We start from the raw sequence: 14388 nt of genomic DNA on the forward strand, positions 1-14388 counted from the left end.
GGGGCGTTCGTCGTCGTCGCGGCGTACGGTGGCGGCATGGCGGACGCGGTGACGCTCGACGTCGAGGGACCCGACGGCCCACGGTCGATGCGGGTCTCCAGCCCTGACCGTGTGCTCTGGCCGGATGCCGGGGTCACCAAGCGCGAGCTCGTCGAGTATCTGGTGGCGGTCGGCGACGCGTTCGTCGAGGCCAACGGCGACCGGCCCGTGGCCCTGCAGCGCTTCCCCGCCGGGATCGAGGGCGAGGAGTTCTTCAGCAAGGCGCCGCCGAAGGGCACCCCGGACTTCATCCGCACGACGATGGTGACGTTCCCGAGCGCCCGCGCGCATCCCATGCTCGTGATCGACGAGCCCGCCGCCGCGGTGTGGATGGCGCAGATGAACACGATCGTGTTCCACCCCTGGCCCTCCCGCGCCGAGGACATCGATCATCCCGATCAGCTCCGCATGGACCTCGACCCGCAGCCGGGCGTCGGCTTCGCCGATGCGGTGCGCGCGGCGCCCGTGCTGAAGGGGATCCTCGAGGAGGCCGGGCTGACGCCGTACGTGAAGACATCGGGCAACCGCGGCCTGCACGTCTACGCCCCCATCGAACCGGTGCGCGACTTCATCGACGTGCGGCACGCCGTCATCGCCGCGGCGCGGGAGCTGGAGCGCCGGATGCCGGGCGAGGTCACGACGGCATGGTGGAAGGAGGAGCGCGGCGAGCGGGTGTTCGTCGACTTCAACCAGACCGCGCGCGACCGCACGATCGCCGGCGCCTACAGCCCGCGCGCCCGGCCCGGCGCGGTGGTCTCCACCCCCATCACGTGGGACGAGCTCGACGGCGTCGACCCGACCGCCTTCACCGTGCGGTCGGTGCCCGACCGGCTGCGCGCGCACGGCGATCCGTGGCGCGGGATGGCCGAGCACCGCGGCACCCTCGACGTGCTGCTGGGCTGGTGGGAGCGCGACCTCGCGGCCGGGATCGGCGAGCTGCCCTACCCGCCGGAGTATCCGAAGATGCCGGGGGAGCCGCCGCGCGTGCAGCCGAGCCGTGCGCGCAAATCCGCGGAGTAGTCGCGGTCCGGCTCAGCCGAGCGCGTCGTCGAGGTCGTAGGCCGGGGGGCTCTCGAGCTGGTCGTAGCGGCACGACGCGGGGTCGCGATCCGGCCGCCAGCGCTCGAACTGCACGGCGTGCCGGAATCGCCCGCCCTCGAGCTGGTCGTAGCGCACCTCGAGCACGCGCTCGGGGCGCAGCCGCACGAAGCCGACGTCCTTGGCGGCCGAGAACCGGCTGCGCTCGCCCTCGCCGCGCACCGGCTCGCCGGCGGCATCGCGCTCGACCAGCGGCTCCAGCTCGTGCAGAAGCTCGAGCCGGCGGGCGGTGCTGAACGCCGAGGCGCCGCCGACGCCGCGCAGCGTGCCGTCGGCGTCGTAGAGGCCGACCAGGAGCGACCCGACGCCGGTGCCGGACTTGTGCACCCGGTAGCCGACCGGCACGACGTCGGCGGTGCGGTGGTGCTTGACCTTGCGCATCACCCGCTTGCCCGGCTGGTACGCGGCCGCCCGCGGCTTGGCGACGACCCCGTCGAGGCCGGCCCCCTCGAACTCGGTGAACCAGCGGCGGGCGAGGGCGGCATCCCGGGTCGTCCGGCTCAGGTGCAGCGGCGGCGCGACGTCGGCGAAGAGGGTCTCGAGCCGGGCGCGGCGCTGGGCGAAGGGCTCGTCGAGCAGCGAGCGGCCGTCGGCAGCCAGCAGGTCGAAGGCCACGAACGACGCCGGCGTCTCCTCGGCGAGCTTCGCGACCCGGCTGGCTGCCGGGTGGATGCGCTGGGACAGGGAGTCCCAGTCGAGCCGTTCGGCGCCGGGCCGGCCGGTGCGCACGACGATCTCCCCGTCGACCACGCAGCCCTCGCCCAGCTGCGCGGCGAACACGTCGACGAGCTCGGGGAAGTAGCGCGTGAGCGACTTGGACCCGCGGCTGCCGATCTCGACGTCCGCGCCATCTGCGAAGACGATGCCCCGGAAGCCGTCCCACTTGGGTTCGTAGTCGTACCCGCCCTCGACCGCGTCCGGCTCGGGCACCGCGTCGACGGCGGTCGCGAGCATCGGCTCGGTCGGCGGGTGCAGCGGCAGCGCCATCCGGCCAGCGTAGGCGCGCTACACCGGAATCGGCAGGGCCAGATCGTCGCGCTCGTCGCGCGGGGGCGGCAGCTCGGCCAGCTGCTGCAGGGCGTCCTTGACGACGCTCGTGAAGAGCCGGGCTCCCGCCCCGCCGAAGTGGATCTGATCGCGGTTGAGCTCGGAGAGATACGGCTGCACGGCGTCGTGCCAGTTCGCGAGCACCACGTTGCGGTACCGGTCCGCGAAGGCGGTGAGCGCCGCATTGACGCCGGGGGTCCAGCCGCGCGGCGCCTGCGCCGAGACCACGATGATCTCGCGGTCCGGTCCGACCAGCTTGTGGATCTGCTCGAGCGTCGCATGATCGATCGGGCCGTTGGTGCCGAGCTCGATGAGCACCACCTTGCGCAGGGACCCGGCGTCGAGGTCCGCCTGGATGATGCCCGGGGCGGCATACATCGAGCGCGACACGGCGGCGTCGATCGCGATGCCCGGCAGTCCAGCCTGCAGCTCCGGGGCCGCCGCGAGCATGACCGAGTCGCCGATGGCGGTGACCTGGTTGCCGCCGACCGGTGTCGGCACGGGTGTCGGGGTGCCCGAGGCGCCGGGCGTGGGCGCGGCATCCGGCGTCGGCGCGGGCGATGCCGATCGGATCGCCTTGCGCCCGGCCTCCACCTGCTGCTGGGTCTGCCCGATGCCCGGATCGGCGGCGAGCGCGAGCGTGCTGCCCGCCCCCGCGACGACCAGGAGGGCTCCGATCGCGACCGCCCACACCGGCACGCGCCACCGTGCGCGGCCGGACGGACGTGCCGAGCGGCGGAACCGGAACCGCCGGACCGGTTGCTCGACGAAGCGGTACGACAGGGCGGACGCGACGACCGTGATCGCGGCGGCGATGCCGCCGAGCGCCCAGCCCTGCCACCCGTCGCGCTGCCACGTCGGGAGTGCGCTCTGCACGAGCAGGAGCACCGGCCAGTGCCAGAGGTAGAGGCCGTAGCTGCGCCGGCCGACCCACCGGAACGGGCCTGTCTCGAGCGCGCGGCCGAGCCACGACCCGGGCACCAGCAGCGACGTGATGACCGCCGCGGTGAGGACGGCCACGAGCACGAGCCCGCCGCGGTAGGCGTCCGGGTCGGCGCCGTCGAGGACGACCGAGAGGCCGATCAGCGCGAGGAGGGCGAACACGCCGACGACGGGCAGCAGCCAGCGGACGGCGCGCGGCCAGGCGATCCGGCGCATCGGCCACCGCACCGCGGCGAACGCGAGAACCGCCCCGATGGCGAGTCCGAAGGCGTGCGTGTCGGTGCCGTAGTAGACGCGGGTGCTGTCGGTCGGGTCCACCAGCAGCGCCATCGCGAGCCCGGAGGCGGCGGCGAGCAGCAGCACGATCGCGATGCGCAGCCAGCGCGGGATGCGCAGCAGAACGAGCACGAGCAGCAGCGGCCAGACGAGGTAGAACTGCTCCTCGACGGCGAGCGACCACAGGTTGCGGAACAGCTCCGGCAAGCCGGTGCCGAAGTAGGTCGACCCGCTCGCGATGAGCAGCCAGTTGGTGCTGAACGTCGCCGCGCCGATCAGCTGGCGGCCGATACCGACCAGCACATCGCCGCCGATCGCCCATGCCGCGCTGCAGCAGACGAGCACGAGCACGACGAGCGCGGGCAGCAGCCGTCGAGCGCGTCGCAGCCAGAAGGACCCGAGCCGGATGCGCCCGGTCTCGTCGCGCTCGCGCACCAGCAGCGTCGTGATGAGGAACCCGCTGACCACGAAGAAGACGTCGACACCGAGATAGCCGCCGACGAGGGCGCCGGGGCCGAGGTGGAAGACGATGACCAGCACGACGGCGATCGCGCGGACGCCGTCGAGGCCGACGACACGGTACGGGCCGGCACCGGGCAGCCGGGTCACGGGGTCCTCGCGGGTCGAGGGCGTCTCCGCGGGCGCAGGCGCGGGGCGGCTCGGTCGACTCGGTGTCATGGGGCTTCGGGATCGGGGCGGGTGCGCCGTCAAGCCTAGACTCGCGGCATGCTCGAGGCGGGGCCGGCCGGGATCGATCCAGGAGTCGTCCGGGTGAGGCTCGACATCGCCTACGACGGCACCGGCTTCTCCGGATGGGCGCGCCAGCCCGGACTGCGCACCGTGCAGGGGGAGCTCGAGGAGCGCCTCGCCGCGCTGTTCGCCTCGACCGGTGCGACGCCCCGCGTGACCGTCGCCGGCCGCACCGACGTGGGCGTGCACGCGACCGGCCAGGTCGGCCACGTCGACCTCGGCGCCGGGGAGCTCGCGGTGCTCGCGCGCGTCCGGGGCCACGCGACGTCGTCGGGGCCCGACTCGCTCGCACGACGGCTCACGGGCATGGGCGGTCCGGTCTCGGATCTCGTCGTCCGCCGCAGCGGGGTGGCTCCGGCGGGATTCGATGCGCGGTTCGCGGCGCTCTGGCGGCGGTACGAGTACCGGATCGCGGACGCCGCCGGCGAGCGCGACCCGCGTCGTCGCGATCACACGCTCTGGCATCCGGGCCCGCTGGATGAGGCGGCCATGCTGGATGCCGCGGAGTCGCTGCTGGGGTTGCACGACTTCGCCGCGTTCTGCCGTCCGCGTGAGGGGGCGACGACGATCCGCACGCTGCAGGCCTTCTCGTGGCAGCGCGACGACTCGGGTGTGCTCGTAGCCGAGGTGCGTGCCGATGCCTTCTGCCACAGCATGGTGCGTGCGCTCGTGGGCGCGTGCATCGCCGCGGGCGAGGGGCGGCTCGCCGGCGGCGAAACGGCGGCGCTGCGGGATGCCGGCCTCCGGACGTCGGCATTCACGGTCGTGCCGGCCCGCGGTCTCACCCTCGTCGAGGTCGGCTATCCCTCCGACGACGAGCTCGCGTCACGCGTGGAGCGCACCCGCGCTCGTCGCGATGCGGGAGAGCTGCAGGCGGCCGACTGAGGGAGCCGGCCGACGTGACCAGGTGATAAACGGGTGAATTCTCGGAATCGGTCCCGAGGGGGTATGTTCAACGCGATTGAATCCAACTGTCAACCCTCGATTCAACGTTGATCGAGGCCGCGGGGGGCGCGGCCGATCGGCTCGGGTGACAGCAACAGGGGGAGCAGCCATGCACGGTCGATGGGGCATGTCGTCAAATAGCCGACCGGAGCCGCACCCGGCGCAGCATCGGCGGGCCATCGGCGTGCGGGGTCTTTTCTGGTACACGGATTCGCCCACCCGCGGGTTCCGGGCGCTCTCAGCGGCGGTGGTGCTGACGATCGCCGGCTTCTCCGTCTTCGGTCTGGCCGGCGCCGCCAACGCGGCCACCACGGCCGTGCACGAGATCACGGCGAACTGGGTCGGGAGCCCCTCGTCGGCGCCATACGGGAAGGCGGTCACGTCCGAGTGGCACATCAGCACGAACGATGCCACCGATCCGGAGGCGAACGACCCGGTCAACGACGTGCGCGCGACGCTCACCGTCACGAACGGCGTGTTCGCCAGCATCCCCACCGTCTGCAAGACGAAGGGCGTCACGCCCGTCTCCTCGATCTCGGCGAACGGCTCGACGCTGGTGTGCAACCTCGGCACCATCACCGAGGGCACGGCCTCGGTGATCCAGGCGCCCGTGCGCGCCACAGGAGCGGGGGGATCCGCGCTCTCCGTCTCCGGGACGGTCACCTCCGACTCGGCCGTCGCGACGGCGGGGCCCGCGACCACGACGTCGCTTCCCATCACGGGAACGCACGGCATGGACCTCGTGCTCAGCGCGCCGAACCAGAACTATCAGCAGACCACCGTGCAGAGTCGCAGCGGCGGCAACCGTCCGACCGTGGTGGTCGACTACGGCGTCGCCATGACGACGGGCAGCATCCCGGGTCCGTCGAGCTATTCGTTCACGGTGGACATCGCGGTCTCCGTCGCCGGGCAGCTCCCGGGACTGCAATGGGAGGGCTGCCGGCCGGTCGACGACTCGGCCCAGGCCACCGGGATCCCCTACTCCGATTCCGCCTTCAAGAACCGCACCAATGCGCCCACGTGCACCATCACCGGCAGCAGCACGCATTACACGGTGACGTTGAGCGGGCTGGACTACTCGCTCAAGCAGGTCCCCACCGTCGACAGTCTGGGGAACGCGATCCCGTCGACGAGCACCTTCGTCGCCTCCGGCCAGTTGCTGTTCAGTTACACGACTCCGATCACGACCACCGTGGGAGTGACGTTCGGGGCGACTTCGACCCCCTTCGTCTTCAGCGATGGGGTCACGCAGCCGGAGACCAACACCACCAACGACGTCTCCGGCACGACGCTGGTCCTCCCCGGTGTGTTCTCGATGAGCTGGCAGGGCGGCCCCACCGCCGGTCGCGCGCCGTGGGACGCCAATCTCTGGGTGGCACCGGGAACGGCGCAGGACAAGACGCTCCCCTGGCCTCCGGCGCGCTCGTCGACCGATCCCGGCCCGTACACCCTCGCCGACGAGCCTCTCGTGGGTCAGGCGGACAGCGTGACGTGGTCGACGTACAGCGGTCCGGGCGCGGCGAATCTGGCGGGTTCCTGCGTGATGGTGCAGAACCCGGCCGCGTTCACTCCGAGATGGGCGGATTTCGTCGCCGCAGATGGAGCCTCGTACTCCAACATGAAGACCGCACATCTCTGGTACCGCACCGATGCGCTGAGTACGAAGACGGAGACCTGCGGCGAGCCGGTCGGCGTGGCGGGGAGTCCGTGGATCGCCGCCCCGGTCGGCGCCGCGTGCGCCACGCAGAGCATCTCGATCTCGCCTGCGTACTCGGATGACCCGTGCATCGCCGCCCTCCCGGCAGGTGTGACCGCGGTGAAGATGACCTGGGATCCGGCGGTGGACAAGCAGTTCCACCACTTCCTGCGAGTCTGGGGCTACATTCCGCCGACGGCCCCGATCGGTGCGGAGTCGTGGGTGGTCGGGGCGTTCAACGCGCCCTACAACACCGCGACGGTGTTCCCGGGCTATCCGACCCTGAACAACTACACCAACCTCAGCACCAACCCGACGGTCTACGCGACCATTCCGGGCAGCACCTACGGCCCCAACACCAACGGCATGCGCGACGCCTTGCGCATCCAGGGCCCGACCGGCGTCATCACCAAGACGACGCCGAGCACGACGGCACAGCCCGGCGTCCCCGTGACCTACACCCTCAGCGCCGAGGCGGATCTCGCCGTCCAGACCCCGCCGAACCAGACGTTCACGGTCACCGACACCCTCCCGGCCGGCATGGCCTATGTCGCCGGCTCGGGCACTCCGACGCCGGCCCTGTCGACCAACGGCTCCGGTCAGCAGGTGCTCAGCTACACCTTCACAAACGTGCCGGCGAACACGGCGCAGCCCATCACCTACCGGGCGCAGATCCCGGCGAGCGCCTCGGTCGCGCCGGGAACCGTCTTGACCAACGTCGCCCAGATCGACGTGCCCGGCGACAACCGCCCGGCCGCCGTCCGGCAGGCGAGCGCGAGAGTGACCGTCCCGAGCAACAGCGCCACCACGCTCGGCAAGTCGGTCGAGTCGAACGTGCTGTCGTTCTACGGCGACAGCTCGGCGTGGGACCTCGCGATCAACTCGCAGGACCCTGTGACCAACTCCTTCACGGACACCATTGACATCCTGCCGAGCACAGCGGACGGTCGCGGCACAAATATCACCGGCGGCTACTCGATCACCGGCGTGACGCCTCCCGCCGGATCGACCGTGTACTACTCGTCCGCGCCGATCGGATCGCTCAGTAACGACCCGCGCGCCGCGTCGAACGGAGGCACGCCGGGGAGCATCAGCGGCAACACGGTGGGATGGTCCGCCACGGCCGTCGCGCACCCGACCGCCATTCGGGTCATCGCGCCCGCCCTCGCTCCCGGCGCCACCCAGAGGATCCGCATCGCGTTCACGACGCCGGCGGGAACGAGCTGCACGGCGCCGTCGGCGACGGACAACCAGCCGGGACAGGTGCTGGTGAACTCGGCCCTGTCGTTCGCCGGGCACACGGCCCTGCCCATGCTCTCGAGCGCGACGACGACCATCGGCGACTGCTACGCGTTCGACCTCAAGAAGTACGTGCTGGTCAAGGGTGGCAACCCCGCGACGGCGGCGGACTGGCATGACGCCAACGCGACCGCCGACTACCAGCAGTACGCGGCGGGCGACGCCGTGCCGTACAAGATCACCGTCACGAACAAGGGCACGGGCACCCTGACCGACATCCCGGTCACCGACTCCCTGGTGCCGGGCTGCGACTTCACGGTGCCCTCGCTCGCCGCCGGGGCCTCGGCGTCGAACACCTGCACGTCGACCGCCGTGGTCGGAACGACCGTGAACACGGCCTCCGCGAGCGTCACGCCGCCGTCGGGTCCCGTGCTCACCGCGAGCGACCCGGCCGGGATCGCCGTCCCGGAGCCGTATCACGTCGCGAAGACCTCCGTCCCCGCCGCCGGCAGCCCGATCGCGCCCGGCTCCAAGGTCACCTACACGGTGACGGTGTCCGAGCCCGCGACGAGCGCCGCGCCCTCGCTGAACCCCTCCCTGGCGGACGACATGTCCGGCGTTCTGGACGATGCCGCGTATGACGGCGATGTCGCCGCGAGCTCGGGCACCGCGACGGTCAGCGGCCAGACCCTGAACTGGTCGGCGCCCTCGATCATGCCCGGGCAGTCCATCACCATCACGTATTCGGTGACCGTCGACAGCCCTGATGCCGGCGACAAGGTCATGACGAACACGGTGACCAGCGGCACCGGAAGCAACTGCGTGACCGGCAACGCGGACCCCGCCTGCAGGGTGACCGTCGACGTCGAGTCGTACACGGTCGCGAAATCCGTCTCCGTCACCTCGGCGGCCGAAGGACAGAAGGTCACGTACACGATCGCGGTGACGAACACCGGCCAGGCCGCATACACGGCCGCCCACCCGGCGACGTTCACCGACAGCCTGACCGGAGTGCTGGATGACGCGAGCTACGACAACGACGCATCCGCGGGCGCCACGTACTCGGCTCCGAACGTGTCATGGTCGGGGGCGCTCGCCGTCGGCGCGACCCAGCTGGTCACCTACTCGGTGACCGTGAACTCGCCCGAAGCGGGCGACCACGTGCTGAAGAACTCCGTGTCGCCGACCGGCGACGGCGGCGTCTGCGACACCCCCGCGGCCTGCACCACGTCGACGCCGGTCGCCGCGTACACGGTTACCAAGACCTCGTCGCCCGCGAGCACGAGTCCCGGCAGCACCGTCGTCTACACCGTGACCGTGAAGAACACCGGGAAGGTGGCCTACACAGCCGGTACGCCGGCCTCGTTCACCGACGACCTCAGCGGTGTCCTCGACGACGCGACCTACAACGGCGATGCCTCGAACGGTGCGACGTATGCCGCGCCGACCGTGTCGTGGGCCGGCCCGCTCGCGGTGGACGGCATCCAGACGATCACCTACTCGGTGACCGTGAACACACCGGATGCCGGCGATCACGTACTGACCAACAGCGTCGTGCCGACCGGCACCGGGGGAACCTGTGCGACCGCCGACGCCTGCCAGACGCACACCCCGGTCGGAACGTACACGGTGTCCAAGACGGCCTCGGCGTCGTCGACGACGCCCGGATCGAGCATCACCTACACGATCGTGGTCACCAACACTGGGCAGGTGGCGTACACCGCGGCCAAGCCCGCCACCATCACCGACAACCTAAGCGGTGTGCTCGACGATGCGGTGTACGACGGCGATGCGACCGGTGGCGCGACCTACTCGGCGCCGACACTCAGCTGGGCCGGGGCGCTGCCGATCGGCGGCACCCACACGATCACCTACTCCGTGACCGTGAACAACCCGGACAACGGCGATCACCTGCTGAAGAACACCGTGTTCACACCGCCGGGCGTCGGCAACTGCTCGGCGGGATCGACCGATCCCGCCTGCTCGCCGGTCACCCCGGTGCAGTCGTACCGGGTGGTCAAGACGACCACGGCGACGACCGTCACCCCGGGTGAGGTCGTGCCGTACACGATCACCGTGACCAACACGGGACAGGTGGATTACACGGCGGCCGCCCCGGCGACCTTCACGGATTCGCTCTCGGACGTGCTCGACGACGCCACCTACGACAACGACGCCACGGGCGGGGCGACCTACGCGGCGCCGACGCTCTCGTGGTCGGGACCGCTCGCGGTCGGCGCGACCGTCACGATCACCTACTCGGTCACGGTGAACACCCCGGACGCGGGCGACCAGGAGCTGAACAACGCGGTCGTCACGGGGTCGACGGGTAACTGCTCGGTGACCTCCACCGACCCGTCGTGCTCCGCGCACGTGCCGACGAAGGCGTTCGACGTCGTGAAGACGTCGTCCGCGTCGACCACCACGCCCGGCGCGACGATCACGTACACGATCGTCGTCACCAACACCGGAGCGACCGACTACACGGCGGCGGCCCCGGCCTCCTTCACCGACAGCCTGGCCGGGGTCCTCGACGACGCGAGCTACGACAACGACGCCAGCAACGGCGCCGTGTACTCGGCCCCCGTCCTGTCGTGGTCCGGGCCGCTCGCGGTCGGCGCTTCGGAGACGATCACGTATTCCGTGACTGTCGACGATCCTGACAACGGGGACCATGCTCTGGACAACGCCGTGCTGACCCCCGCGGGATCCGGCGCGAACTGCACCGCGGACACCACGGACCCCGATTGCGCGGTCCACGTGCCCGTGCAGTCCTACACCGTCCAGAAGACCGTCTCCACGACCTCGACGACCGAGGGATCGCGGGTGACGTACACGGTGCTGGTGACCAACACGGGAGACGTCGACTACACCGCCGCCATCCCCGCCACCTTCACCGACGACCTGAGCGCGGCACTCGATGACGCCACCTACAACGGGGACGCCACCAACGGGGCCACCTACGCCGCGCCGACGCTCTCGTGGGCAGGAGCGCTGCCCGTCGGCGGATCCGAGATGGTGAGCTACTCGGTGACGGTCGACGGCCCCGACACCGGTGACCACGCGCTGCACAACACCGTCGTGCCGAGCGCGGCGGGCGGCTCGTGCGCCGCCGCGGGCGACTGCTCGACGACCACGCTGGTGCGGTCGTACACCGTGACCAAGAGCTCGTCGGCGACGACGACGACACCCGGCGGGACCGTGGACTACACCGTGACGGTCACCAACACCGGCGCCGTTCCGTACACGGCCGCCGACCCGGCGACCTTCACCGACAGCCTCGCCGACGTGCTGGACGACGCGGCGTACGACGACGACGCGACGAATGCGGCGACCTACGCATCGCAGACCCTGTCGTGGTCCGGTGCGCTGGCCGTGGGCGCCACCGAGACGATCACCTACTCCGTGACCGTCGACGATCCCGGCACCGGCGACGGCGTCCTCGCCAACACCGCGGTGCCCACCGCATCCGGCGGCACCTGCACGACGCCCGAGGCGTGCACGACCTCGACGCCGGTCGCCTCGTACACGGTGGCGAAGTCGGCGTCGACGGCCACCGCGACGCCGGGTGCGACGGTGACCTACACCGTGCTGGTCACCAACACCGGGCAGGTCGCCTACACCGCGTCGAACCCCGCGAGCTTCGCGGACGACCTCACGGGAGTGCTGGACGACGCGGCGTACAACGGCGACGCGAGCGCGGGCGCGACCTACGCCGCTCCGACGTTGTCGTGGGCGGGCGACCTCGCGGTCGGCGCCACCCGCACCATCACGTACTCGGTGACGGTGGACGAGCCGGATGGCGGCGACGACATCCTGAAGAACGCGGTCGTTCCCACCGGATCCGGAGGCGCGTGCGCGACGACGGGCGGGTGCGACACGACGACACCGGTCGAGTCCTACACGGTGGCGAAGGTCGCCTCGACGACCTCGACGGCGCCCGGCGGCACCGTCCGCTACACCGTCACGGTGACCAACACGGGCTCGGTGGCGTACACCGCCGCGCATCCGGCGTCGTTCAGCGACAGCCTCGCGGCCGTGCTGGACGACGCGACGTACGACAACGACGCGTCGAACGGTGCGACCTACGCGGCTCCGACCGTGTCGTGGTCCGGAGCGCTCGCGGTCGGCGGGACACGGACGATCACCTACTCGGTGACCGTCGACTCCCCCGACGCGGGAGATCACCTCCTGACGAACGCCGTCACACCGACGGGATCGGGTGGCGATTGCGTCAGCCAGAGCGCGTGCAGCACGACCACCCAGGTCGCCGACTACACGGTCGCCAAGTCGGCTTCGGCCGCGGTCGCGACTCCGGGGGCGACGGTGACGTACACGATCTTGGTGACCAACACCGGGCAGTTCGCGTACACCGCCACGCGCCCGGCGACGTTCACCGACAACCTCTCCGGCGTGCTGGATGACGCGACCTACGACAACGACGCGTCAAACGGGGCGACGTATGCGGCGCCGACCCTGTCGTGGTCCGGTGCTCTGGCGGTCGGCGCGACGCAGACCATCACGTACACGGTCACCGTGAAGAACCCCGACAACGGGGACCACGTGCTGGCGAACACCGTGTTCACCCCGCCGGGGGTGGGCAACTGCCCGGCCGGTTCGGATGATCCGGCGTGCTCCACGCACACGCCCGTGCAGGCGTACCGCGCGGTGAAGACCAGCTCGGCGACGACCGCCGACCCGGGCGACGTCGTGCCGTACACGATCACGATCACCAACACCGGCGAGGTGCCGTACACCGTGGACGACCCCGCGACGTTCGTCGACGACCTGTCGAGCGTGCTCGACGACGCGACGTACGACGGCGATGCCACCGCCGGGGTGACCTTCGACGGCACGTCGCTGTCGTGGTCCGGCGCCCTGGCCGTCGGCCAGAGCCTCACCTTCACCTACTCCGTGACGGCGAACACGCCGGATGCCGGGGATGCGCTGCTGACCAACGCCGTCGTCACGGGCTCGACCGGCAACTGCTTCGACGGGTCGACCGATCCGTCGTGCTCGGTGCAGGTGCCCACGACCGCCTTCCACGTCACGAAGTCCGCCTCCACGACCACGACGAGCCCGGGATCCACGGTGACCTACACGATCGTCGTGACGAACATCGGGGCGACCGACTACACGGCGGCGAAGCCGGCGAGCTTCACGGACGACCTGTCGCAGGTGCTCGACGACGCCCGCTACGACGACGACGCGACCAACGGGGCGGTGTACTCGGCGCCGACCCTGTCGTGGTCCGGGCCGTTGGCGGTCGGAGAGTCGGAGACCATCACCTACTCGGTGACGGTCGACGATCCGGACCACGGCGATCAGTCGCTCGACAACGCGGTGCTGACCCCGGTCGGCTCGGGCGGCAACTGCACGGCGGACACCACCGACCCCGACTGCGCGGTCCACGTTCCGGTGCAGTCGTACACGGTCGCCAAGACGGCCTCGACCACGTCGACCCTGCAGGGAGGGGTGGTGACCTACACGATCGTGGTCACCAACACCGGATCCGTCGACTACACCTCGGCGGCGCCCGCCACCTTCACCGACGACCTGTCCCGGGTTCTGGACGACGCGACGTACGACTTCGACGCGACGAACGGCGCGACGTATGTCGCTCCCACACTGTCGTGGCGCGGGGCGCTGCCGATCGGGGGGTCGCAGGCCATCACCTATTCGGTGACCGTGAACACACCGGACTCGGGGGATCATCTGCTGAAGAACACCGTGGTCACCCCGGGCGGCGACTGCGTCGCCGGGTCGTCCGACCCGGCGTGCTCGGTCACGGTGCCCGTGCAGTCGTTCCGGGTGGTCAAGACGGCGAACGCCGCCACGGCGGTGCCGGGTGCGGTGGTGGACTACACGATCACCGTCATCAACACCGGCGAGGTGGCGTTCACGCAGGATCGGCCCGCCTCGTTCAGCGACGACCTGACGAACGTCCTGACGTACGCGAGCTATGACGGCGACGTCGACAGCGGCGCGACCTACGCGGAGCCGACCATCCACTGGTCCGGCGCGCTGCCGATCGGCGGGGTCGTGTCGGTCACGTACTCGGTGCGGTTGGCCGCGGACGCGTCGGCGGGCGAGAGGCTGCTGAACACCGTGGTGACACCGGAGGACCCGTCGGGCGTGATGTCGAACTGCCTGCCGGGCGATCCGGATCCGTCCTGCGCCGCGAACGTCACGGTCCGGTCGGCGACGGCGTCCGGCGGCCAGGTGGCGTTCACCGGGCTCGACGTGATGCCGGCGCTGCTGTGGGCCGTCTCCCTCCTCGCGGCGGGCGCGCTCATCACCCTCGCAATCCGGCTCCGTCGTCGTCGTAGCTGATGCCGCTGCAGTCGCCACGTTCT

General features: G+C 70.9%; 5 protein-coding genes. 3 read left to right on the forward strand and 2 right to left on the reverse strand.

All coding sequences use genetic code 11. From position 1 onward, the window contains the following. Positions 1–36: 36 nt before the first annotated feature. A complete protein-coding gene (ligD, locus tag ABD285_RS06305) occupies positions 37–1059 on the forward strand; it encodes a non-homologous end-joining DNA ligase (RefSeq protein WP_344201298.1) in 1023 nt (340 codons plus the stop codon). A gap of 12 nt (positions 1060–1071) precedes the next feature. On the opposite strand, the gene ABD285_RS06310 is transcribed toward ligD, so the two are convergent. Together ABD285_RS06310 and ABD285_RS06315 are read right to left on the reverse strand one after the other, a co-directional pair. Next, on the reverse strand, positions 1072–2124 hold the full coding sequence (locus tag ABD285_RS06310) for an ATP-dependent DNA ligase (RefSeq protein WP_344201156.1): 1053 nt from the start codon (positions 2122–2124) through the stop codon (positions 1072–1074). An 18-nt stretch (positions 2125–2142) separates the two neighbouring features. Beyond that, complete coding sequence (locus ABD285_RS06315) at positions 2143–4011, reverse strand: acyltransferase family protein (protein ID WP_344201159.1); 1869 nt, start codon at positions 4009–4011, stop codon at positions 2143–2145. 117 nt (positions 4012–4128) lie between these two features. On the opposite strand from ABD285_RS06315, the gene ABD285_RS06320 reads away from it, so the two are divergent. Beyond that, on the forward strand, positions 4129–5037 hold the full coding sequence (locus ABD285_RS06320) for a tRNA pseudouridine synthase A (RefSeq protein ID WP_344201162.1): 909 nt from the start codon (positions 4129–4131) through the stop codon (positions 5035–5037). Between the two features lie 187 nt (positions 5038–5224). Further along, positions 5225–14365, forward strand: a complete 9141-nt coding sequence (locus tag ABD285_RS06325; RefSeq protein ID WP_344201165.1) for a DUF7927 domain-containing protein — start codon at positions 5225–5227, stop codon at positions 14363–14365. The last annotated feature ends 23 nt before the right edge of the window (positions 14366–14388 follow it).

It is taken from the genome of Pseudolysinimonas kribbensis (genome assembly GCF_039531715.1).
GTDB classification, from domain to species: Bacteria; Actinomycetota; Actinomycetes; order Actinomycetales; family Microbacteriaceae; genus Pseudolysinimonas; species Pseudolysinimonas kribbensis.

Bases quoted from the DNA above. Each gene is read 5' to 3' on its own strand.
- ABD285_RS06320 (WP_344201162.1), top strand. From the start codon at position 4,129: ATGCTCGAGGCGGGGCCGGCCGGGATCGATCCAGGAGTCGTCCGGGTG.
- ABD285_RS06325 (WP_344201165.1), top strand. From the start codon at position 5,225: ATGTCGTCAAATAGCCGACCGGAGCCGCACCCGGCGCAGCATCGGCGG.
- ABD285_RS06310 (WP_344201156.1), bottom strand. From the start codon at position 2,124: ATGGCGCTGCCGCTGCACCCGCCGACCGAGCCGATGCTCGCGACCGCC.
- ligD (WP_344201298.1), top strand. From the start codon at position 37: ATGGCGGACGCGGTGACGCTCGACGTCGAGGGACCCGACGGCCCACGG.